The organism is Tistrella mobilis, from assembly GCF_039634785.1.
GTDB lineage: Bacteria > Pseudomonadota > Alphaproteobacteria > Tistrellales > Tistrellaceae > Tistrella > Tistrella mobilis.
Map to the genome: position 1 here is coordinate 30,063 of NZ_JBBIAB010000028.1, position 21,723 is coordinate 51,785.

The 21,723-nt window shown below is 62.3% G+C and carries 20 protein-coding genes and 1 pseudogene; 18 read left to right on the forward strand and 3 right to left on the reverse strand.

Annotated features, from left to right (window positions below; all coding sequences use genetic code 11):
• The first annotated feature begins 2 nt into the window (after positions 1-2).
• From WI697_RS24435 to WI697_RS24475, 9 genes are read left to right on the forward strand one after another with little or no spacing between them, the layout of a single operon-like run.
• Positions 3-599: a hypothetical protein gene (locus tag WI697_RS24435; RefSeq protein ID WP_345960257.1), complete on the forward strand. Its 597-nt coding sequence runs from the start codon at positions 3-5 to the stop codon at positions 597-599.
• On the forward strand, positions 565-1,557 hold the full coding sequence (locus WI697_RS24440) for a type IV secretion system protein (RefSeq protein ID WP_345960258.1): 993 nt from the start codon (positions 565-567) through the stop codon (positions 1,555-1,557). The genes WI697_RS24435 and WI697_RS24440 overlap by 35 nt, the downstream gene beginning before the upstream one ends.
• Complete coding sequence (locus WI697_RS24445; protein WP_062765984.1) at positions 1,554-2,270, forward strand: hypothetical protein; 717 nt, start codon at positions 1,554-1,556, stop codon at positions 2,268-2,270. The genes WI697_RS24440 and WI697_RS24445 overlap by 4 nt, the downstream gene beginning before the upstream one ends.
• Positions 2,271-2,275: 5 nt before the next feature.
• Positions 2,276-3,187, forward strand: a complete 912-nt coding sequence (locus WI697_RS24450) for a TrbG/VirB9 family P-type conjugative transfer protein (protein WP_345960259.1) — start codon at positions 2,276-2,278, stop codon at positions 3,185-3,187.
• The gene (locus tag WI697_RS24455; protein WP_345960260.1) at positions 3,184-3,666 is read left to right on the forward strand and encodes a hypothetical protein; all 483 of its coding nucleotides are present in this window, start codon (positions 3,184-3,186) and stop codon (positions 3,664-3,666) included. Before WI697_RS24450 ends, WI697_RS24455 begins: the two co-directional genes overlap by 4 nt.
• The gene (locus WI697_RS24460; RefSeq protein WP_345960261.1) at positions 3,663-4,538 is read left to right on the forward strand and encodes a TrbI/VirB10 family protein; all 876 of its coding nucleotides are present in this window, start codon (positions 3,663-3,665) and stop codon (positions 4,536-4,538) included. The genes WI697_RS24455 and WI697_RS24460 overlap by 4 nt, the downstream gene beginning before the upstream one ends.
• Positions 4,535-4,951: a hypothetical protein gene (locus WI697_RS24465; protein ID WP_345960262.1), complete on the forward strand. Its 417-nt coding sequence runs from the start codon at positions 4,535-4,537 to the stop codon at positions 4,949-4,951. Before WI697_RS24460 ends, WI697_RS24465 begins: the two co-directional genes overlap by 4 nt.
• Complete coding sequence (locus WI697_RS24470; RefSeq protein ID WP_345960263.1) at positions 4,951-5,172, forward strand: hypothetical protein; 222 nt, start codon at positions 4,951-4,953, stop codon at positions 5,170-5,172. Before WI697_RS24465 ends, WI697_RS24470 begins: the two co-directional genes overlap by 1 nt.
• Entirely contained in the window at positions 5,169-5,639 is a 471-nt protein-coding gene (locus WI697_RS24475) for a hypothetical protein (protein ID WP_345960264.1), read from the forward strand. The genes WI697_RS24470 and WI697_RS24475 overlap by 4 nt, the downstream gene beginning before the upstream one ends.
• Before the next feature lie 329 nt (positions 5,640-5,968).
• On the opposite strand, the pseudogene WI697_RS24480 reads toward WI697_RS24475, so the two are convergent.
• The 3 genes and pseudogenes from WI697_RS24480 to WI697_RS24490 all read right to left on the reverse strand — a co-directional run bounded on the left by WI697_RS24480 (position 5,969) and on the right by WI697_RS24490 (position 8,311).
• Positions 5,969-6,893 (reverse strand): annotated as a pseudogene (locus WI697_RS24480) (nucleotidyl transferase AbiEii/AbiGii toxin family protein).
• Positions 6,890-7,678: a type IV toxin-antitoxin system AbiEi family antitoxin domain-containing protein gene (locus tag WI697_RS24485; RefSeq protein ID WP_345960265.1), complete on the reverse strand. Its 789-nt coding sequence runs from the start codon at positions 7,676-7,678 to the stop codon at positions 6,890-6,892. The pseudogene WI697_RS24480 and the gene WI697_RS24485 overlap by 4 nt, the downstream one beginning before the upstream one ends.
• Before the next feature lie 219 nt (positions 7,679-7,897).
• Positions 7,898-8,311, reverse strand: a complete 414-nt coding sequence (locus tag WI697_RS24490) for a DUF2442 domain-containing protein (RefSeq protein WP_345960266.1) — start codon at positions 8,309-8,311, stop codon at positions 7,898-7,900.
• 110 nt (positions 8,312-8,421) lie between these two features.
• Here WI697_RS24490 and WI697_RS24495 point away from each other — a divergent pair, with 110 nt between their 5' ends.
• The 9 genes from WI697_RS24495 to WI697_RS24535 all read left to right on the forward strand — a co-directional run bounded on the left by WI697_RS24495 (position 8,422) and on the right by WI697_RS24535 (position 21,723).
• Positions 8,422-9,126 carry an XRE family transcriptional regulator gene (locus WI697_RS24495; protein WP_386000155.1) on the forward strand — a complete coding sequence of 235 codons (705 nt, stop codon included), beginning with the start codon at positions 8,422-8,424 and terminating at the stop codon, positions 9,124-9,126.
• Positions 9,127-9,744 (forward strand): RES family NAD+ phosphorylase, encoded by a 618-nt coding sequence (locus WI697_RS24500; protein ID WP_345960267.1) that lies wholly within the window; start codon positions 9,127-9,129, stop codon positions 9,742-9,744.
• Between the two features lie 166 nt (positions 9,745-9,910).
• Positions 9,911-10,873, forward strand: a complete 963-nt coding sequence (locus WI697_RS24505) for a tyrosine-type recombinase/integrase (protein ID WP_345960268.1) — start codon at positions 9,911-9,913, stop codon at positions 10,871-10,873.
• A 272-nt stretch (positions 10,874-11,145) separates the two neighbouring features.
• Positions 11,146-12,084, forward strand: a complete 939-nt coding sequence (locus tag WI697_RS24510) for an ArdC family protein (RefSeq protein WP_345960269.1) — start codon at positions 11,146-11,148, stop codon at positions 12,082-12,084.
• Between the two features lie 846 nt (positions 12,085-12,930).
• Positions 12,931-13,266: a HigA family addiction module antitoxin gene (locus WI697_RS24515; RefSeq protein WP_345960270.1), complete on the forward strand. Its 336-nt coding sequence runs from the start codon at positions 12,931-12,933 to the stop codon at positions 13,264-13,266.
• Positions 13,267-13,329: 63 nt separating this feature from the next.
• Positions 13,330-16,842: a helicase-related protein gene (locus tag WI697_RS24520; protein ID WP_345960271.1), complete on the forward strand. Its 3,513-nt coding sequence runs from the start codon at positions 13,330-13,332 to the stop codon at positions 16,840-16,842.
• The gene (locus tag WI697_RS24525; RefSeq protein WP_345960272.1) at positions 16,839-18,170 is read left to right on the forward strand and encodes an AAA family ATPase; all 1,332 of its coding nucleotides are present in this window, start codon (positions 16,839-16,841) and stop codon (positions 18,168-18,170) included. The genes WI697_RS24520 and WI697_RS24525 overlap by 4 nt, the downstream gene beginning before the upstream one ends.
• Before the next feature lies 1 nt (position 18,171).
• The gene (gene ptuB, locus WI697_RS24530; RefSeq protein ID WP_345960273.1) at positions 18,172-18,813 is read left to right on the forward strand and encodes a retron Ec78 anti-phage system effector HNH endonuclease PtuB; all 642 of its coding nucleotides are present in this window, start codon (positions 18,172-18,174) and stop codon (positions 18,811-18,813) included.
• Between the two features lie 3 nt (positions 18,814-18,816).
• A complete protein-coding gene (locus WI697_RS24535) occupies positions 18,817-21,723 on the forward strand; it encodes a DUF1156 domain-containing protein (protein WP_345960274.1) in 2,907 nt (968 codons plus the stop codon).

Consider the following 21,723-nt stretch of genomic DNA (forward strand, 5'->3'; position numbering starts at 1 on the left):
TCATGGGCAGCATGCTTGTCTTTCTTGCCTCGACATCTGTCACCTGGGCCGATGATCGAGCCGGGGTGTTTGACCAAAAATACGCACGAGCCTCCCAAGACATAAGAAGTTCTGCTCAGAAAGCATGTAATGGATCGAGAAACGTCGGGAGTATGGTCCTCTGTGAAGGCGATAAGATCCATGAAATGCGCCTTGGCAGTAATGCAATCAGAGGAACAATGAAATATTGTCATGCGCACTATGCGCCGATGGATACCCCGTCGTTGAAGCTAAAAGCGGCCGAGATTGCGCGGCTGAGGCATCAAGCCCGGACGGAATTTGCGTTTACTGGCGGTGAAGACATTGCAGGAGAGGTGTCCGTCGAGGATCTGACCACCGAATATCGCTGCGTCCATGACCTCCTTCTCGATCGCGGCGTGAAGATCGGCTTCGATCTGGGCGGCACGCATATTCCGGACGGGGAGATCTGCGAGGAGATCGACTGCCAGCCCGGCCGGTCGGCGACACGGACGCCGGCGGCTCCGGGCGCGTCGTCTGCCGGAAACCCGATCGAGGACGTGACCGATGCCCTCCGCAGCTTCAACCGCCTGTTCGATTAGGCGGGGTGCCGGGCTTGCCGCGGGGCTGGTCACGGCCGGCCTCGCGCATCCGGCCGCGGCCCACCAGCTGGGCGACGTGACCTCGTGGACGGCGATGATGTCGTCCTTCAACGCGGCCGTCGCCGAGCGGATTGCGGCGATCACCGCGGCTTCCGGCCCCTATTATCAGCTGACCATGGTCCTGATGGGGGCTTTCGCGGCCCTCCATCTCGCGGTCGCCGTCACCCGCTATGTCACCGGCAGCCGCCAGATCGCCGATCTGGCCGAGACCATCGTCTATCTGGCCCTGGTGATGGCCCTGTTCGTCACTTACGGCCTGATCGTCGATGTGGTGACCCGGGCGCCCTATGGCATCGCCACGATCATCCAGCAGGCCGCGCTTGGCTCGGACGACCTCTTCGCGCCGATGAGCTATCTCTACAAGGTGCTCGACAACATCGCCTTCGAGACCGACACCAGCTTCTGGAACCTGCTCGGCCTGGTCGAGGACGGTATCCAGTGGATGACCATCATGCTTGTCTTCCTGGCGGTCCAGCTGGTCTATGTCGTGGCGATCGCCTATGCCACGGTCTTCCCGATCATCTATCTCTTCGCGCTCAAGATCGTCGGCTATCTCGCGATCCCCTTCCTGCTCGCCGGCCCGCTCCGCTTCATCTTTGAGGGGTGGTTGCGGCAGATCTGCGCGACCGTGCTGTTCGTGATTCTGGCCCAGGGGGTGATGGTCGCGAATGTCCTGCTGATCGCCCATGCCTTCGAAATCCCCTGGGGGGCGACGGTCGAAGAGACGGTGATCCGCGGAACTTTCTCCTTTCTGCTTCTGCTCGCGGCCTTGGTGCTCGGGCCGATCGCGATCTTCCAGGCGCAGCGCGTCGCCGCGCAATGGGCCTCGGCCGCTTCCCTCGGGACCGGGGCGGCACAGATCGCCCGCGCCGTGTTCACGCGGGGTGTTGTCAAATGATGATCGATGCCGACCAGCAGGAGCGGCTTGCGCGCTCCCGCACCGTCACCGAACTCGCCCGGCTGCGGCGGGACCGCAATGCCTGGCGGCTGGCCACCCTTGCCGCCGTTGCCGTCATGGTGCCGCTCGCCTGGGGCTACAAGCTGGCCGTGGACGACTATGCCGCACATGTGCGGGTCGCCTGGGTCAAGCTGCTGCCCAATGGCGACGGCTATGCCGAATATCTCGATGATGGTGGTGAGGCCGATCGCTATTTCGACCGGGCCATCGATGCGGCGCTGACCAATTACCTGCAATGGCGGTTCCGGGTCGAGCCGCGCACCATCCGCACCGATTACGGCAATGCCTCGACCTTCCTCGGGCCGGCGGAGACCCAGAAGTTCCTCAAGGATTTCGGGGCGGCGCGGCGTGCCGCGGAGGCCGAGGGATGCGTCTCCTGCCCGACCACCGATGTCACGGTCCGCGCGCTCAATCACACGCTGCTCAGGCCGGCGGAGGGTGCCCGAGCGGCGGTCTACAAGACCGCTGCCTTCCTGACCCAGACCGACCGCGACCAGGCGGGCGGGGTCGTTACCCGCCGGCAGCTGATCGTCACTCTCGACTGGACCCTGCGGCCAGCGGCCGAAGCGGGCCGGGATCTGACCCGGCTCGCGATCAATCCGCCGGCGATTGAGATCATCTCGCAGGACATCCGGGTCGACCAGGCGGGGTAGAGGCCATGCGCATCCTTCTTCTCGCGGCCCTCGCGGCAGCGCTTCCGATCCAGCTCCAGGCCGCACGGTCTGCTCAGGCGGCCGCCGCGGCTGAGGGCCCCGGGGTTTCGGCCCCGGCGGCCGATCCGGTCTATCAGGCCTGCGGCGATCTCGTGCTCGACGGCCATGTCCGGATCAGCCTGCCGGCGCATCCGCAGGTCGCGACCCATATCACCTTCCCGGGGCCGATCGCCGACAGTTCCAATGCCGCGCCGGAACTCTGGGACGTGTTCACCGCGCCGACCGGCGGCCGCTCGCTCTGGGTGCGACCGCGGACCACCACCATCGCCGGCACCACTGTCGGCGTGACGGCGGTCGGCACCGACGGGCGGCCCTATGATTTCACCTTCGAGGTCTCGCGCGAGGTGCCCGACACCTCCTGCTGGACGATCACCGATCATCGGCCGGTCGCCGCGGCAACTGCGCGCCTTGATGCCCTCGATGCCGAGCGGGAGGCGCTTGTGGCCGAGCGGCGCCGGCTCGAAATCCAGATCGAGGATCAGCGCCGGCGCATGGATGCGCTCGACCAGGCTCGTCAGCGGGAGATCGAGGCCCTATCGGCCACGGCAGCGGAACAGGCCCGCGATGCAATCGATGCCTTCCGCTATGCCGTCAACACGGCCTATGGCTGGGGCTACAGCCAGACCCCGCCGCCTTTCGAGATCTCGGCCGCCTATGATGATGGCCGCAACACCTATATCCGGATCCTCTCCGATGCCTTCGGGGCGCCGGCGGTCGTGGGCATCCGCGGCGAAGAGGTCCAGGCCCTCAACTACAGCTATGACGATCTGACCGGGGTCTATGAGATCCAGGGGCTGCACGAGGTGATCGAGCTGCGCTTCGCCGATGTGCTCGCCCGTGTGGAGCGAAAATCATGAGCACGCCCGATGCCAAGGCGACGGGGGCCGCACCACCCGTCGAGACCCGGCCCGATCCGATCAAGCGCGGCCTGATCGCGATCGCCGGGATCTGCGGCTTCGTGGTCGTGGCGGTGGTCGTCAAGATGCTGGCGGCGCCGGCGTCGACCTCGCCTGCGGCGCCTGTGGTGACGGCGGCGCCGGCCCCGGCACCCGATCCGCGGGATGCCTTCCTGCGCCAGATCGAGGAGGCCGAGCGGCACCAGCCACCGGCTGCGGCGAAAGCCGCTTCTGCTCCGGACCAGACCCTGCCCCTGTCGCCGGCGGAACAGGCGGCCATGGATCTGCTGCGTCGGCCGATGGTGGTGAAGAGCACTGAAATCTCCCGTCGGCGGCCGGCGGAGACCGAGGCGCCGGCCGGGCAGGCGGCCGTGTCAGCCCTGCGGGCGCAGCTCGACCGGCTCAAAGGACAGGATGACCGCAAGGAGGATGGCCGATGATCCGCATGCCCCTGTTCATCTCCGGCTGTGCGCTTGCCCTTGCCCTTGCCACCCCGGCGCCGGCGCGCGACCTCGACAGTCTGCGCCGGGAGATCGAGGCGGCCCTGGCGCAGCCGGCGGCGCCGTCGCCGGCACCTGCCGCCCCGGCGGCACCGCCGCCGATCGACATGTCGGCGGCGAGCCCGGACGAGCAGTCGCGCAGCGATGTCACCAAGCCCCAGGGCTATGAAGGCATCCATGCCGTGCCCCCGGGGCATGACGGGCCGGTGGCGACGGTCGGGGTGGGCACGACCGCGCAGGCGGTCGTGAACATGACCAGCATCTCCGACTATCCGGGCCCCTGGCGGGCGACCCTGTCGCGGCCGCTGATGAATGCCGACAACACGGCGGTGATCGCGCCGGCCGGCGCGGTGGTGGTGGGGCTGACGCAGCGGGCTTCAGGGCCGAACGAGCCGATCCACAACCGCATGATCTACACCCCGCTCATGATCCGTCTGCCGGGTGCCGAGGCCCGGACCATCCCGCTGGTCGGTCAGTATCAGCTCGATGGCGCCGGCGTCGCCGGCGTGCGCGACAAGGTCGCGTATCACCTCGACATCCAGGCCGCCGCGGTGGGTGGATCCTCGATCGCCGATGCGCTGCCTTCGGTGATTGCCGAGGCGCTGGGGGTCGATCAGGTCTCGCGCGCCGGCGATGCCGTCGTCTCCAACCTCTCCGATCAGGGCAAGGTGATCCTGGAGCGGTTCACCAACCTGGTGCCGACCGTCGAGGTCCGGCCCGGGGCGGTGGTGAACATCTTCTTCATCCGCCCGGTCGAGGCACCGGTCTGGCGGACGGCGGAACGCTATGCCTTCGAAAGGCCGCGGCCATGAGTGCGCTCAGAGGTCCGGGGTGCATCGCCGGCCTCGGGCTGCTGGCCGCCGGCGTCCTCGGTGCCTGCACCACGCCGGCGCCGGCGCCGCCGGTCACGCCGCCGGTTGTCGCGGCGCCGCAGCGCCTCGATGCCCAGACCGTGCGCCTCTATCTGCCGCCATCGGTCCGGACCGTGGGCCAGGCGGCGGCCTGGCTGCTCGACGGCAGCGGTTATGACCTGGTGCTCTATTGTGCGGCCTGCCCGCCGCGGGCGGCGGAGATCGCGGCCGATCCGGTCAGCCCGCTTGCCTATGCCCGGCCGAACGAGCTGACCAGCAAGACGCGGGCGCTGCTGCTGGTTCTGGGTGGTGCCGGCCGGGTGATCATCGACGACCGGCTCCGGCTCGTGACCTTTGACGAGGAGGCGGGCTGATGCGCCGGGTGATCGTCATCGCAGGCCTCGCCTGCCAGCTCATGGCCTGTGCCGGCCCGGGGCCGGATTGGGCCGCGATCGAAACCACGCCCTATTACGCCGACCGGCACGCGCCTCTGACCCGGATCCCGGCCGGGCGGATCATTCATCGGTCGCTCGACGATGCCGCGGCAGCCCCGGCCGGGTTCGCCCCCTATCTCAGCCTGGGAGATGCAGGATGAAGCACGTCCTTCCAATTGTCGGCCTGGCCGCCCTGGCATTGGCGGCGCCACCTGCAGCCGTCCAGGCCGAGGATTACGACATCGACTGCGCCGTGATCCTGTGCATGGCCGGCGGCTTCCCGGCGAGCGCGCCCTGCTCTGCGGCCCATGGCTACATGATGAAGCGGCTGAAGAAGGGCAAACCGCCCTTCGGCACCTGTGCGATGTCGGACGGTAAGGCCTTCACTGATTACGACCTCGACATGGGCATCCACTATTATTGCGAGGCCGGGCTGGTGATGCGCTGGCCGGATGACCGCGACACCTGGAGTGGCAACCGGCCCGGCTGTTACATCGAAGAGGTGGTCGGCCGGGATGATGAGCGGCGCTACACCTATGTCCGGGCGGCGGCCGGCGGGCCGTATATGGAGATCACGATCAGCCCGGGGAGCGCTGAGGCGTACAGGTCGGGGAAGCTGTATTATTAAGGGGTTAGATCATGATGGGCGACGGGTTGTTGATGTTCGGTTCCGTTTATCCATCCAATTCCATCCATTTTCATCCGAGTCAGGGGGCGTAGCTGGCCTGTCTGGTGATGCGCTGGCCGGAGGAGTGCGGCCCCCTCTGTTCGGGTAGCGGCCGGTTGGCGTGGGCACTGCGTTGAAATACATAAAAACCATATATACGCAAAAACATTAATGTATATATGGAGAATGGGATGTGCCCCGGAATATTGTCGCGCTGCACCGACCGGGCGCTCTTCTGCACGAAGCCTGTCGCTGATCGCCTGAAACAGCGGGCAGGCCAAACGGGCTGCTCACGGGAACAGCACTTTTTCCAGCGCCTCGGCCAATTCGCGCCGCTTGTCGGCGGACAGTTTCTTGAGATTGCGCTGTTTCCATAAGACGGCGGGCAGGTTCTGCGCGCCAACGATGCCGGGCAAGGTCCAGTCCGGCTCGCCGCGCTTGAAGCTGGTAAGGAAGCGCCGGTGATCTTCTGGCATGGCGGCCACCATCTCGGCGATGATCGCCTCCCGCGCGGTCTCCAGGTCCGCAAGCGGGACAGGTTCCTGTGTCATGCCATCAAAGCCCCGCGCGAACTCCTTGTGCAGCGGCTTGCGGGTCGGGGCCAGAACTTCAGCCATCGGACGGTTGTGGCTGATGACATAAACCAGAAAGGCGCGACGCAACTCGTCGCCGACGCCCTCGTTCTCCAGCAGGCCGCGCACATCAAAGAGGTCGCGCGGGTGCTGGCGGTCAAAGGCTGCCACGATCTTGCCCGCGTAGAGATCGGCGAAGGACACGACTTGCATTTCGGCGAAGCCGAAGGTGTCCTCGACAGCGGGAACCACGCTCATGACGACAGGATCATAGACCGCACCGCGGAGCACGGGGGTTACCTCGATCTTGATCTGCACGCCGGGCGTCCGAACGATCAGCTTGGTGATGATATCCTCATCGACAGAACGCGAAGCATTGACGCTCGCGGTGGGGATACCCCGCTCGATCCGTTCTTTTATCCCCTGCATGGCGGCGTTGATTGCCGCAAGCGATGTGGCCCGGTCTTGGATCGGCAGATAAGTCAGGTCAATGTCTACGGAGAGGCGCGGCATGTCGCGCACGAACAGGTTGATCGCGGTGCCGCCTTTGAGCGCGAAAGCCTGCTCTTCCGCGACGAAAGGAAGGACGCGAATAAGCAGGGCGACCTGCTGGCGATGTGTCGAGGAAGGCCATGGAATTCACACGCATCCAAGGTCGGATGGCACGGTGATGTTGTAGCGCGGATCGAGTTTGCCGCCTTTGACGAGGGCGCGTTTGCCCGAACCCAGATCGATGCAGGACATGTCGAGCCGGGATCGCCACGTATGGCGGTGGCGGTCGGCGAAGAAAAGAAAAAGCCGCTTCACCTTCACGCTGGCGCAAGCCTCCAGCAGGGTTTGCAAGCGGCGCGGGCTTAAATCGCTCATCCCTTCCATCAAGGCATCGGCCTGATGAAAGCTCTCATGCTCGGGCAGCTCGTCGAGCAATTCGAGAACGGCGCGCTCCTTGCTGGAATATCGGATAGGTAAGGTCAGGCCGCCGGCGCCGACCATGACGGGGCTTGGCTCGGATGGCGCGTCGACATCATCGGGAAACAACCGCAGGCTGTTGTGCCAGCGAAAGGTTATATCGAGTGGCAGGCTCGCCAGCCAGGTCGGTGGACGCTTCGGTCCGTAAAGATGAACCTCGTGCACGGCTGTCGAAAGGTAATGGGCATAGCCTTGCTGTTCGAGCGCGGTGCGTCCGCCGACCGTCAACGGAAGCTCCAGCACCGTCTGGAGAGAAACGATCACCTGCTGCCAGGTGAGCGGCGTGCGCGAGCGGCGATAGACGCGCCGCGCCGGGCTATTGAGCCAGCCCGCGCGAACATACTGGCTGCGCAGCGCCGACGAGTAGCCGTGCGCCTCCATCCAGGCGGCATCAGCCAGGAGACCCTCGGGGAGTTCCTGCTGAAGTCGGTTTAATTTTCCGCCAGAATGCATATTCATGCTTAGTATTTTGCAACGTTTTTAAACCGATGTCGAGTTCGGATTTTCCAAGATTCGCTAAGTCATACTTTGTGTTTTGAGGAATATATAAACCGCGGGGAGTGCTGGAAGAGACTGCCGTTGAAAGGCGAGACTCTGTCCTCGCCCCGGGCTTAAGCCGGGGAGGGCGATACTTTGCGGGGGGCGGCCCCCGTTGCGGCCATTTTCACGAAGCGCTGGCTACCTTCGCGGGGCTCTACGTACGCGGCCTCCGGCCGCACCGAACTGGGCAGTCATCCAACGCTTTGATCCGAGCTGGCCGGCCATGAGGCCGGGCACATAGAGGTCTGCATCGAGCCGCGGCCAGTGAAGGCCCAGACCCGAGGGGCTGATTTCGATGACGGCGAGGTCTTCCGGCGCGGCGCCGGCCAAGCCCTCAGCCAAGCGCGGCGGAAAGCTGATCTGCACCTCAGTGTTGAGCTTGACCACCACACGCCCCGTGCGCCGATCATAACGGGCGGCCACGGCATAGCCCGCCTGACGATGCTCCTGGGTGCGGATCTCGGCTTGGGGGAATGCTTCCTCCGAAAGGGTCATGTCAGGCAATGTCCATCGAAGTTTCACGTTTGCCGCGGCTTGAGCGAATTTCTGCATCTCCGAATATCACATCACATATATGTTGAGTTTATGCAGAAGTTTCAGATCTTTACGAACTTGACGAATTTATCAAAGTTATCCATATAAGATCCAACGGAGGTTGGATCATGGCAGCTCCTAAATCAAAAACGGGTACGCGCAATGGCGCGGGCCGACGGCTGGCCGGAGAATCGAAGGGAACTGCCGGCTTCAAGTTTCCTGCCGCGGCATCCAAGCAGTTTACCAGTGCTCCCAAGCAGATGAAGGCACTCCTTCAAGTCTATGGGGACGCTATCGCGCGGAGCCGTCGGGCCGGCCGGCCCGTGAGTTTTCGTGTCGATGTCGACCCCGAAGGTGAGACCGTTGTGACCCCGGTCGAAGACACGACCTCTGGGTCGGAAGTCGTGAGAGAAAGTGCCGCAGCACCGGCCGGGGATCTCGAAGCGGCCCTGGCTGCGGCGCGGGAACGTGGGCGACTGCGTGCGGCCGAAATCCTGAGCGGCGGGGATATGTTGAACGCGGATGCATTCGCCAAAATGCTCGGAACAACCCGGGTGACGGTGAATACAAAACGTCAGAATGGCCAGATCCTCGGCCTTGACGGTACCAAGCGCGGCTTCCGATTCCCTGTCTGGCAGCTGGATGCGGAGGGTAAGCCTTATGCTGAACTGGCCGCACTGCATGATCTGCTCGGCAGCCCTTGGGCGATCTACCGCTTCTTGATGCAGCCGCATGGGGAACTTGACGGGTTGACCGGGCGTGAGGCCCTGGAGCGTGGGGAGGGGGATGCGGTGCTGGCGGCGGCCGAGAGTGTCGGGAGAGATTTCCGCTAAATGGCGAAGACTCCCCCACCAAAAGGCTTTGCGGAGGCGCCCCTTCGTATCTATGAAGTGCCGTCTGGTCAGGTATTTGGTCGTATCTATCTGGGGCGCTATCCCGAACCACTCGGCTACGGCAAGACACCGAGCCGCTTCAGTGACCCACGGCGGCGGCGTAAACCCGCCAACCGGTTTGGTGTGCTGTATCTCGGCGAGACCGTGAAGGTATGCTTCCTTGAAGCGGTCCTCCGAGATCAGCGTGACGGCACGATCGGCGATCTGCCGATCGGAATGTCTGAATTATATGACCGCCATTATGCGGAAATCGAAATTGCGAACCCACTCGCAATGGTCGACCTGCGTGATGACGGCGCCATTGTCATGGGTGTGCCGACTGATGTTGCAAAGGCGTCAACTCAGACGCTCGCCCGGGCTTGGTCCCTGGCGTTCTACGACCATAAGGACGAACCAGACGGGATTATTTATCCATCGCGGCTTAACGGCCATACCAACCTGGCTGTGTTTGACCGTGCCATAAGGAAGCTCCGGGTCAGGCAGAAGATGCAGCTGATCGGTGCGCCGGGGCTGGCGAGTGTGCTGGATGATTTGAAAGTCGCTCTCGTTGATTCCTGACAGCTGAGCCGCGATCGCACGCCCCACTGACGGCTGGGGCGGGCCCCTCATCAGCGTTTCTGCTCGGTCGATCTTCTCCCGCCCCTCCCTATGCCTTCGTATCTATGATAACGTCCTTTATCAGTGTTTTGAGAAGACCCCTCTCCCTCACCCACGGCACCCGCCCATGCCCCTGATCCCCGCCACACCACCCGGCCTGCCCGCCACTCCACCCCTCATCGCCGCCGCCGGCGATCTGGCCCAACTGCGCTTCCTCGAATTCTTCGTCGCCCGGATCCGCAACCCGCACACCCGGCGTGCCTATGGCCGGGCGGCCGAAGACTTCCTCACCTGGTGCAGCGGTATCGGGCTGACCGCGATCGGTCAGGTTCAGCCGCTGCATGTCGCGGCCTGGGTCGAGCTTCAGGGGCGGCACTTCGCCGCGCCGACCGTCAAGCAGCGCCTGGCCGGGCTGAAGCATCTGTTCGACTGGCTGGTGACCGGCCAGATCCTGCCCGCCAACCCGGCCGCGTCGGTGCGCGGCCCGGTGCATCGGGTCAAACGGGGCAAGACCCCGGTTCTGGAGGCGGCCGAGGCGCGGCGGATCCTGGAGGCGATCGACGTCTCAACCCCGATCGGGCTGCGCGACCGCGCCCTGATCGGGCTGATGGTCTACAGCTTCGCCCGAATCGGTGCAGCCCTGGCCATGCGGGTGGAGGACGTCTATGTCCAGAACCGTCGCCTCTGGGTGCGGCTGCACGAGAAGGGGGGCAAGCGTCACGACATGCCCTGTCACCACAATCTCGATGCCTGGCTGCACGACTATATGGAGGGTTGTGCGCTGGCGGGTGACCGGCGGAGTGCCCTGTTCCGGACCATCGCCCGCGGCACCGGCCGGCTGAGCGACCGGGCGATGCAGCAGGCCGATGCCTATGCGATGATCCGGCGCCGGGCCGCGGCGGCCGGGATCGAGACGCCGATCGGCAATCACAGCTTCCGGGCCACGGGGATCACCGCCTATCTCAAGAACGGGGGCACGCTGGAAAAGGCGGCGACCATGGCCAACCATGCCTCCACCCGCACCACCCAGCTTTATGACCGGCGGCCGGATGAGGTGACGCTGGATGAGGTGGAGCGGATCTTCGTCTGACCCTCTGGCTGACGCTCTGCGATCTCCGGCACCTGATCAAAACCCCGGCCCCTGAAGATGGGGAACCCAGGTTCCCCGCGGCGCAAGGGGCAAGCGCCGGCGGCGATGCCGCCGTCGTCGATCGCGGGGTCTCCCCAGCCTTCGGCGGCAGGCCGCCTGCAGGCCGGCGCGCCGCGCCGCCCCGGGCCTGGGCCCGGGGTGGGTGATCCCCCTCCCCGCGATCGACCCCTCTGAGCTGCGCCGCTTCCCCTCCTTCGTTCGCCACTTGGGCGTTGTCGGTCGATGAAATCGACCGACACATCAAGACGGAGGAGACCATGAAGCAGGATCTTCACGCCGAGGTGACCGCCCGCATCGTGGCGCAGCTTGAGACGGGTGTGCGGCCCTGGATGCGCCCCTGGACGACGGGGGAGAGTGTTGCAGGCCGGCCGCTTCGGGCCACGGGTGAGCCTTATCGTGGAATCAACACGCTCATTCTGTGGGAGGCGAGCCTCATCCGCGGCTATCATGCGCCGACCTGGATTACCTTCCGGCAGGCCCGGGCGGAAGGCGGCACGGTCCGTCGGGGTGAGCATGGGGCCACGGTTGTCTACAGCTCTGCCCTCACCCGTACCGATGTCGATCCGGAGACGGGCGAGGAAGCAGAGACCCGGATCCCGTTCCTGAAGAGCTATACGGTGTTCAATGTCGAGCAGTGCGACGGACTGCCGGACCGATTGACGGCCCCGCTTCCGGCGTGCCCCGAACCTGAACGGATCGCTGCCGCCGAAGCCTTCATCGCGGCGACAGGTGCTCGCATTGAGGCCGGGGGTGGGCGTGCCTTTTATGCGCCGGCCCGGGATATGATCGGCATGCCGGCACGCACTGCCTTCCGCGACGCTCATGGCTGGTACGCCACCCTTTTGCACGAGCTGACCCACTGGACCGGTCATCCCGCCCGGTGCCATCGCCAGTTCGGCCGGCGCTTCGCCGATCAGGCTTACGCCCGTGAAGAGCTGGTTGCCGAGCTTGGCGCGGCCTTCCTGTGCGCGGATCTGGGCGTTGCACTCACGCCGCGCGAGGATCATGCCGCCTATCTCGCGAGCTGGCTCGATGTGCTCAGGGCAGACAAGCGTGCGATCTTCCAGGCCGCGAGTTTTGCGGCACGGGCGGTCGACTATCTCCATGCGCTGCAGGCGGCGGCATCGGGGGTGGGGCAGGCTGTTGCGTAGCCATAAAAATGCACTTACATCACTGTATATACAGTGATGTAAGTGCATTTTTATGTATCATTGGCCCGTGATAGGCGGAAGGACAGTGACGGGCATGGAAGTGTGTTTGTCTGAAAATCTCCATCGAATGAATTCGAATAATAGATCGGGATGTATTTTTAAATCGCATACCTTCCACACAGTGTCGTCGCCGTCCTTGTCCGGCCCGCTGCGACATGAGTGGCATGCAAGAAAATCTCGATGAGATCGCCGCTTGGGTCATGTCAGGGGCGTCAGAAGTGCTCATGATGGATCGGGATCGGATAGAACACGACCGCCAGACAACATCAATATCCTGGTCCTGCGACTCAGATCCCCAGAATTTAACTCGGTCGAGAATTTGTAGCAGTTCATACAGGACAATTGGTTGCCCAAATGCATCTTCGGATCCCCCGACTGAATCATCTCATATGCTGCTATGCTTGGAGCCTGCCCTGGAAGATTATCTCCATCGGGGGGAGGCGTGGGGCTCATAGGGTCTGATTATCGCAGATTGTTACTGACTGGATGTCAAGTGTCGCTTGACGCTATTCGGCCTCCCAAATAGTGTGCGGCATGAAGATTCGGAATGCGGTCCATCCAGGCTTGAGCTCTCTCATTGCAGAGGACGAATCGGTCGGCCCGTGAGGCATCGACGTTTGCGGCGCATCCTGTCGGTTCCTTCAGGATATGGCCGGGGAATTGGAGTTTCGCGTCGGTCGGTGACGATGGGAACTTCGCGTGGCGCCGGTCGGCGCACTCACGTTCGGGATCGACTCACAGGGCGATGAGATCACGAACCTCGACTACGAAGGAAACGGCTGAAACTTGAGGGCACGCGCAATGAACGGTATCCGAATGAAAGTTCCTGCCCATCCCGGTGGCTTCGTAAAAGCCGAGGTGATCGAACCTCTAGGTTTGTCGGTCACGGCTGCCGCCGATGTTCTCGGTGTCACTCGCGCCGCTCTATCCGCCCTCCTCAACGAGCGGGCTGACTTGTCGCCGGAAATGGCAATCCGCATCGAGAAGGCGTTCGGCGTGTCAATGGAAACCCTCATGCGTATGCAAAATAGCTTTGACATTGCGGAGGCACGGAAGAAGGCAAAGGCGGTCAACGTCGCACCCTATTCGGGCAAGCCGCCGCAGCGAAATCTCCCATCATGACCCGTTCAATTTCAGAAAACTTCGGGGCAGAGGCTCGCGACCTAAAAGAAAGCCGTCCACCACATGAAGCTCGAAGAAATCAAGTCTAGCCTGGGTCTATCCGGGATCGAGCCGTCCCAGATCGTGACGGTTGTTGCCGCCGTCCCCTTGGGGGAAGACTCCGTTCAGCTCATCTACCGGACGCCGGACGGCGCGATGAAGGAACGGCTTCTCGGCAGGCGCGACGAGGTTTCGGTCAATGTCGCCACGGTCGAGCGCCCCTTCTCCTTCGACGGTGACGGCGCAGCTTTCCAACTTGCTTGTGAGGCGAAGCGGATTGACCTCGCCTTCCTCTTCGATCCGATGATGGCGGTCCATAGCTCGAATGTCGAGCCGCTGCCTCACCAGATTACCGCTGTCTATGAGTCGCTTTTGCCCCGGCAGCCACTGCGGTTCGTCCTGGCGGACGATCCCGGTGCGGGTAAGACGATCATGGCCGGCCTCTACATCCGCGAACTCATCATGCGCGCGGACTCGCATCGCATCCTAATCGTCGCGCCCGGCAGCCTAGTCGAGCAATGGCGGGACGAGATTTATGAGAAATTCGGGCTGGAGTTTCACGTTTATTCCTCGCTTATGGCGCAGACTTCGCCCAGCGGAAATCCGTTCGACGACTATCCGCGCCTTATCGTCCGGCTCGATCAGATCTCGCGGAACGAGGAACTTCAGGACAAGATCTGCGCCCCCGGCTGGGATTTGGCCATCTTCGACGAAGCGCACAAACTTTCCGCTCACTATTTTGGTTCCAATCTGGAAAAGACCGCCCGCTTCCGCTTCGCCGAGAATCTGGGCGCGCATGTCCGGCACCTGCTGTTGATGACGGCGACGCCGCACAACGGCAAGGAAGCAGACTTCCAGCTTTTCCTTTCATTGCTCGATTCCGACCGCTTCTACGGCAAATTCCGCGATGGCGTTCACAAGGTCGATGCTTCCGACCTCATGCGCCGCATGGTCAAGGAGGAATTGGTCAAGTTCGACGGCACGCCGCTCTTCCCGGAGCGCAAGGCGTACACGGTCAACTACGAACTCTCGCTCATTGAGGCGGCTTTGTACGAGGCCGTCACTCACTATGTGCAGACCGAGATGGGTAAGGCCGACCAGCTCGAAGGCGCGCGCAAGGGCTCTGTAGGCTTCGCCCTTGCCACGCTGCAACGGCGTCTCGCTTCGAGCCCCGAAGCGATCTTCCAATCGCTCAAGCGCCGCCGCGAGCGGCTTGAGAACCGGCTACGCGACGAGAAGCTCGACATCAAGGGGCGGCACGCCCTTGCCGAGACCTATGCCGGTGCGCCGGAGGACGACGACGACCTGAGTGCCGAAGAGCAGGAATCCCTCGAAGAAAATCTGATCGACGACGCGACCGCCGCCAAGACGGTCGCCGAGCTCGAGGCCGAGATCATCATCCTGAAGGGGCTGGAGGAGCAGGCCAAAGCTGTCGTTGCCTCCGGGCAAGATCGCAAATGGGATGAGCTGTCGAGAATCCTTCAGAACAATCCTGAAATGCGGGACGCTTCTGGCCGTCAGCGTAAGATCATCATCTTCTCTGAGCACCGCGACACGCTGAACTACCTTCAGGCGCGGATTGCGGGCGTGCTCGGCAATCCCGACGCCATCGTGACGATCCACGGCGGCACCCATCGAGATGAGCGCCGCCGGCTTCAGGCGCTCTTCCGCTCCGATCCCGATGTTCGAGTTCTGGTGGCGACCGACGCCGCAGGCGAAGGCGTCAACCTTCAGAACGCCAACCTCATGGTCAACTATGACCTGCCATGGAACCCGAACCGACTGGAGCAGCGGTTTGGCCGCATTCACCGCATCGGGCAGACCGAGGTGTGCCACCTGTGGAATCTGGTCGCCAAGGAAACCCGCGAAGGCGATGTCTATCACCGCCTGCTTATAAAACTGGAGGTTGAGAGTCAAGCTCTGCATGGCCGGGTGTTCGACATTCTCGGCGAGGTTTTCGAGGAAACCAGCCTGAAGGATTTGCTGGTCGAGGCAATCCGCTACGGTGATCGCCCGGATGTCCGCGCTCGTCTCACCCAGAAGATCGACAAAGCGCTCGACCACGACCACCTAAAATCGCTCTTGAACCGCAACGCGCTTGCTCAGGAGACTATGAGTCCTGAGCGCCTGTTCGCGGTGAAGGAAGAAATGGAGAAGGCGGAGGCCCGGCGGCTTCAGCCCTACTTCGTCCGAGCCTTCTTCTCCAAGGCCCTCGATGCGCTTGGTGGCACGGCACATCCGCGCGAAGCCGGACGCTACGAAATCACTCATGTTCCTTCCACAATCCGCGAACGCGACCGCCGTCTGACGGGCCGGAACCGGCGCGAGCATGAGCCCGTGCTGCGGCGCTACAGCCGCATTTGCTTCGAGCGTCAGGCCATCCAGCCGCTCGATAAGGCAGGGCTGGAGCGTGCCGTCCTCATGCATCCCGGCCATCCGCTCATGCTCGCCATGTCGGATATGATCCTGGAGCAGCACGCCAACCTCCTTCGGCAGGGCTCGATCCTCATTGACCCGTCCGATGAAGGGCTCGACCCGGCGCTGCTGTTCCTGCTGACGCATGAGATCAAGTCCGGCGACAACACCGTGCTATCCAAACGCCTGCAATTCGTGCGGGTCGGCCCGGACGGGCAGGCGAGCTTTGCCGGCTGGGCGCCCCATCTCGACCTTGAGCCTTTGCCGGAGGCGGAGCGTCCCTTGCTCAAGGACGTGCTCGACGCGCCTTGGCTGTCCTCCGGCCAGGAGGCGCGGGCCTTGGCCCTAGCTGCGACGACGCTGGTGCCGGAGCACTATGGCGAGGTCGCGCAGCGGCGAATCGACCATGTGGAGAAGACCCTGAATGCTGTCCACGAGAGGTTGAGCAAGGAAATCGCCTTCTGGCAGGATCGTTGGATGAAGCTGAAGGACGACGCCGAGGTCGGAAAGGACGTGCGGCTCAATCTTCAGAATGTCGAACGCACGCTTGGCGACCTTCAGGGGCGTTTGGACAATCGGAAGAAAGAGCTTCAGGCCATGCGCCACGTCGTGAACGGCACGCCGGTCGTGCTCGGCGCGGCGCTGATCGTGCCGGCCGGCTTGATGAACAAGCTGCACGGCGACGAGCCGGCCGATCCGGTGGCGGCGACCTTCGCGGCCGACGCGGCGGCCCGCTCGCGCATCGAGCATCTTGCCATGTCGGCCGTCCGGCTGGCCGAGGAAGCGCGCGGCTGCCGCGTCGTCGATGTCTCAGCCGCAAAGTGCGGCTGGGATTTGACTTCCTATCCCCCGGCCGTTGACGGCAGGCAGCCCGATCCCAAGCACATCGAAGTGAAGGGCCGGGTGAAGGGCGCGAGCACCATTACGATCACCCGCAACGAGATGCTCTACGCCTTCAATCAGGGCGACAAGTTCGTGCTGGCGATCGTCATCGTCGGCGAGGATGATGCGATCGACGGCCCCCACTATATTCCCAGCCCCTTCGACCGTGAACCGAGCTGGGGCGTCGCGTCCATCAACTTCCATCTGGGCGATCTGCTTGCCAAGGCGGAGGTCAGATGACCGCGCTGCGCCTCGACAAGCTATCGCTGACCAATTTCCGCTGCTTCGCCCATTGCGAGGTCGCGTTCCATTCCCGCCTGACCGTTCTGGTTGCGGAGAACGGCAGCGGCAAGACTGCCGTGCTCGACGCTGCCGGAGCTGCGCTCTCGGTCTTTGTCAACGCTCTCTATCCGTCGGAAAAGGTTCGGCGCATCGAGCGTGGCGATGTGCGCCTGATCCCGGGTCAGGAGCGCAGCATGTCCCCTTGCCTTCCGACCGAGTATGAAGCGCAGGCAACCGTTCGTGACACTGCCGTGACATGGAAGAGCGCCGTTAGAACCTACGGCGACAAAGTACGTTCTGGATTCCGGCACCTTGACCCAATGAAAGAGGCTGCGCAGCCATTCCTGTCTGACACGGCCGTTCTTCCGCTCATAGCTTACTACGGAACGGGTCGCCTCTGGAGCGAGCAACGGCAGACCGAATATCGCCGTTCCTCCGCCACCAATGTCGGTGAGCGCGTCGCCGGCTATGCTGACTGCCTCACGTCGTCATCGTCGTTCAAAGGCATTTCGGCATGGTTCGAGCATCGCTTCAGGCAGACGGCATCGCCTTTATTCCGGGAAAGCCTGCAAGCCAACCTTGCGATGATCGAAGGCGTGAAGACCGCCACCGACATGGTCCTTCAGCCGACCGGCTGGTCAAGCCTCCGCTGGGATGACGAGCTTCACACCCTGACGGCCAAGCACGAGACGCGTGGCGAACTGCCATTGTCCATGCTGAGCGATGGTGTCCGCACCATGCTTGCGCTTGTCGCCGACGTTGCGCGCCGCTGCGCCAGCCTCAATCCGCAACTGAGTGATCGGGCCGCCATCGAGACCCCCGGCATTCTTATCGTAGATGAAGTGGACATGCACCTTCATCCCCGCTGGCAGCAGCAGGTGCTCGGCTTGCTGCAAGCCGCGTTCCCGGCCCTACAGATCATTGTCAGCACGCACAGCCCGCACGTGCTGTCCACCGTCGATAAGTCGTCGATCCGCGTCCTCCATATCAACAACGGCGACGGGGTGACCGAGACGCCCCAGATTCAGACTAGAGGCGTCGAGAGCGCGGGTGTCCTGGCGACCGTGATGGACGTGGACCCCGTTCCGCAGGTCGAGGAAGCAACTGCCCTCAGCGCCTATCGCAAAATCATCGAGGCGGGAGAAGCCGAAGGGCCGGAAGCCTCCGCCTTGCGGCAACGCCTGATCGAGCACTACGGGGAAAGCCATCAGGTCATACTGGACGCCGACCGCCTCATCCGCTTCCAGCGGTTCCGGCTCGCCAAGAGCCGGCAGGAGGGCGCGTGACATGCGGAAACTTGATCGCACCGTCAGCCCCGCACCGGCTTGTCTTCACAGCTACACTTGCAGCGTTAACAGATGGGACGATGTGTCATCCATCCATAAGGAGCAGATCAGAAAGCAGCTCGAAGCCATGCAAGGCCGTCGTTGCGCCTATTGTGAAGGCAGCATCGACGGCCTTGGCCAGCATATCGAACACTTCCGGCGCAAGAAGCATCATCCTGCCCTGACGTTCGAGTGGAGCAATCTATTCTGGTCATGCAATCAGACGGATTCATGCGGTCACTTTAAGGATCGTAGAGCCGGCTCGTACAACGTAGCAGACCTGATCGACCCTTGCGCGGACGACCCGGACGACTTCTTCATTTTCTGGTCTGACGGAACTATCAGCGTAAGGAATGGCCTATCAAAGCAGGAAGAACATAGAGCGAAAGAGACTTTGCGAGTGTTTTCCTTACATCCTAACTTTGGACGCTTGAGAAACATGCGCAAGTCGGCCGTGGCTCAGTATGTCAATTATGTTGCCGATGCGTCTGAGTATGGGTTCTCGGATGAGGACATTCGCGAACTTATTGCCGGAGAGCTTCAGGTCGCCCGTGACCTCCCATTTTATACCACCATCCGGCACGTGCTGACGGAAAGACAATAAAGAATGACCGCTACCGTGAAAACCCCGAAGAAGCTGATCGAAGTCGCGCTACCGTTGGATGCGATCAATGAGGCTGCGGCGCGCGAAAAGTCGGTCCGGCACGGGCATCCGAGCACTTTGCATCTGTGGTGGGCGCGGCGGCCGCTAGCAGCGGCGCGCGCTGTGATCTTCGCGCAAATGGTCAACGATCCGTCGTGGAAATGGGAGCTTGATCATCCGGGCGAGATTCCGCCGAATAACATGAAGGCGAGCTGGGCCGCGAGCCGGAACCGACTCTTCAACATCATCAAGGACTTGGTGAAGTGGGAGAACACCACCAACGAGTCCGTGCTGCAAAAAGCGCGGGCTGAGATTCGTAAATCCTGGCGCGAGACCTGCGAACTCAACAAGGATCATCCGCAGGCGACCGAACTATTCAATCCCGAAAAGCTGCCGGCGTTCCACGATCCGTTTGCGGGCGGCGGAGCGCTGCCACTGGAAGCGCAGCGCCTTGGGCTTGAATCCTATGCGTCAGACCTCAATCCGGTCCCGGTCCTAGTCAACAAGGCGATGATTGAAATTCCCCCGAAGGTTGCGGGCATGCCGCCGGTGAACCCCGGGGCAAGGGGCAGGCACGACGCCTGGAGTCTAAATTGGGAGCGCGCACAGGGGATGGCAGAGGACGTGCGCTACTACGGCGAATGGATGGGTGAGGAGGCAAAGAAGCGCATTGGCTACCTCTACCCGCCCGTCGAAGTTACGGCTCAGATGGCGGAGGAGCGACCCGACCTTATGCCACTGGTAGGTAAAAAGCTGACCGTAATAGCTTGGATTTGGGCAAGAACCGTTAAGAGTCCGAATCCTGCCTTCCGCAATGTAGATGTCCCTCTCGTCTCAACATTCGTTCTGTCGAGCAAAGAAACTCATGGAGCCTACGTTCAAACTATTATTGAACATAACACCTATCGTTTTAGCGTAAAGGTCGGTAGGCCGCCGGAGAACGCCAAGGCCGGAACAAAACTAGGACGTGGAGCCAATTTCGCTTGCACTATGTCTGGAACGCCGATCTCCGGCGACTACATAAAGTCTGAAGGTGAAGCGGGGCGGATAGGCGTGCGTTTAATGGCCATTGTCGCCGAGGGTGCAAGGGGCCGTGTCTATATCAGCCCCACCCCAGATCATGAAGAGATCGCCAAGCAGGCGTCACCATCATGGCGACCTGAAGTATTGATATCAGGTACGACTCAATATCTTGGTGTCAAGCCTTATGGTATGCACCGTTTCGACCAGATATTTAGTGATCGGCAACTTGTTGCCCTCACGACTTTTGCAGACCTTGTCAATGAGAGCCGCGCCCTAATCCGCGCCGACGCGGTTGCTGCGGGGATCCCCATTGATGAGGAAGGTGTCGACTGTGACGGGAGGGGCGCGACCGCCTACGCCGAGGCGGTCGCGATATTCTTGTCCTTCGCGGTCAGTCGATCAGCCGATTTTTGGTCGAACGTATGCATTTGGGCAAATCAGCCGAAGAACGAACTTGTAACGCATCTTTTTGGGCGCCAAGCCATCCCGATGGCTTGGGATTTTGGGGAGGTGAACCCTTTTAGCAATTCGGGCGGAAGCTTTATAAAGAATCTCAGCTATGTCGTCAGAGCTATAGAATACCTACCTGCTGGACCGCCGTCCTTTGCTCGTCAAAGCGATGCGGCAAAGACTGAACTGAGTCACAGAAAAGTTGTGTCAACAGATCCACCTTATTATGACAATGTTCCCTATGCTGATCTTTCCGATTATTTCTATATTTGGCTTCGGCGCGCACAGCGTACGATTTTTCCGGATCTTTTCGCGACCGTAGCAGCGCCCAAGGGAGAAGAGCTGGTAGCGTTTGCCTATCGGCATGGGTCTAAGACCAACGCCAAAGACTTTTTCTTAAAGGGCATGTCACAGGCGATGCGCCGAATCACAGAAAATGCTCATCCGGCATTTCCGGCAACGATTTATTACGCTTTTAAACAAGCCGAATCCGATGAAGATGAGGGCACTTCTAGCACCGGATGGGATAGCTTCCTTGCTGCGGTTATTCGATCAGGTTTCGCGATCGTTGGGACGTGGCCCATGCGAACTGAGCGTGCGGGGCGAATGCGAGACACCGGCTCCAACGCTCTTGCTTCAAGTATTGTCCTCGTCTGCCGGCCCCGTGTAACTGCAGCGGAGACTATCTCCCGTCGTGCTTTCCTGCGTGAGCTAAATCAGATTCTCCCAGAAGCGCTCGACGAGATGACCCGTGGCTCTGGCGACGACCGTTCGCCGGTCGCGCCGGTTGACCTTTCTCAGGCGATAATCGGCCCCGGTATGGCTGTGTTCTCGAAATACGCTGCCGTGCTTGAGGCAGATGGAACGCCAATGGCCGTGCAGACCGCGCTACGGCTCATCAATCGCTTTCTCGCCGAGGACGATTTCGATCACGACTCCCAATTCTGCCTGCATTGGTTCGAGCAGTACGGTTGGAAGGAAGGTCGCTTTGGCGAGGCCGACACCCTTGCCCGTGCCAAGGGGACGAGCGTTGATGGCGTGAAGCAATCGGGCGTTCTCTTTGCCGCTGGCGGCGTTGTCAGGCTGCTGAAATGGGCGGAATACCCGTCCGACTGGAATCCGGTCGACGACGATCGGCTGCCGGTATGGGAAGCCCTGCATCATCTGATCCGCATCTTCAAAGCCGAAGGCGAGAGCGGCGCGGGCAAGGTGCTTGCAGCCGTCGCGGCTAAGGCCGAGCCGGCGCGGCAGCTTTCCTATCGCCTCTATACGCTTTGCGAACGGGCGGGCTGGGCTGAGGATGCCCGTGCCTATAACGAGATCATAACGAGCTGGAGCGCCATCGAGTCTGCCGCCGCCGCGGCACCGAAGGTGCATCAGGGCGACCTGTTTGGCTGA

Excerpts from the sequence above, each read along its gene's own strand:
- WI697_RS24435 (WP_345960257.1), top strand. The coding sequence starts at position 3 with ATGGGCAGCATGCTTGTCTTTCTTGCCTCGACATCTGTCACCTGGGCC.
- WI697_RS24440 (WP_345960258.1), top strand. The coding sequence starts at position 565 with ATGCCCTCCGCAGCTTCAACCGCCTGTTCGATTAGGCGGGGTGCCGGG.
- WI697_RS24445 (WP_062765984.1), top strand. The coding sequence starts at position 1,554 with ATGATGATCGATGCCGACCAGCAGGAGCGGCTTGCGCGCTCCCGCACC.
- WI697_RS24450 (WP_345960259.1), top strand. The coding sequence starts at position 2,276 with ATGCGCATCCTTCTTCTCGCGGCCCTCGCGGCAGCGCTTCCGATCCAG.
- WI697_RS24455 (WP_345960260.1), top strand. The coding sequence starts at position 3,184 with ATGAGCACGCCCGATGCCAAGGCGACGGGGGCCGCACCACCCGTCGAG.
- WI697_RS24460 (WP_345960261.1), top strand. The coding sequence starts at position 3,663 with ATGATCCGCATGCCCCTGTTCATCTCCGGCTGTGCGCTTGCCCTTGCC.
- WI697_RS24465 (WP_345960262.1), top strand. The coding sequence starts at position 4,535 with ATGAGTGCGCTCAGAGGTCCGGGGTGCATCGCCGGCCTCGGGCTGCTG.
- WI697_RS24470 (WP_345960263.1), top strand. The coding sequence starts at position 4,951 with ATGCGCCGGGTGATCGTCATCGCAGGCCTCGCCTGCCAGCTCATGGCC.
- WI697_RS24475 (WP_345960264.1), top strand. The coding sequence starts at position 5,169 with ATGAAGCACGTCCTTCCAATTGTCGGCCTGGCCGCCCTGGCATTGGCG.
- WI697_RS24485 (WP_345960265.1), bottom strand. The coding sequence starts at position 7,678 with ATGAATATGCATTCTGGCGGAAAATTAAACCGACTTCAGCAGGAACTC.
- WI697_RS24490 (WP_345960266.1), bottom strand. The coding sequence starts at position 8,311 with ATGCAGAAATTCGCTCAAGCCGCGGCAAACGTGAAACTTCGATGGACA.
- WI697_RS24495 (WP_386000155.1), top strand. The coding sequence starts at position 8,422 with ATGGCAGCTCCTAAATCAAAAACGGGTACGCGCAATGGCGCGGGCCGA.
- WI697_RS24500 (WP_345960267.1), top strand. The coding sequence starts at position 9,127 with ATGGCGAAGACTCCCCCACCAAAAGGCTTTGCGGAGGCGCCCCTTCGT.
- WI697_RS24505 (WP_345960268.1), top strand. The coding sequence starts at position 9,911 with ATGCCCCTGATCCCCGCCACACCACCCGGCCTGCCCGCCACTCCACCC.
- WI697_RS24520 (WP_345960271.1), top strand. The coding sequence starts at position 13,330 with ATGAAGCTCGAAGAAATCAAGTCTAGCCTGGGTCTATCCGGGATCGAG.
- WI697_RS24525 (WP_345960272.1), top strand. The coding sequence starts at position 16,839 with ATGACCGCGCTGCGCCTCGACAAGCTATCGCTGACCAATTTCCGCTGC.
- ptuB (WP_345960273.1), top strand. The coding sequence starts at position 18,172 with ATGCGGAAACTTGATCGCACCGTCAGCCCCGCACCGGCTTGTCTTCAC.
- WI697_RS24535 (WP_345960274.1), top strand. The coding sequence starts at position 18,817 with ATGACCGCTACCGTGAAAACCCCGAAGAAGCTGATCGAAGTCGCGCTA.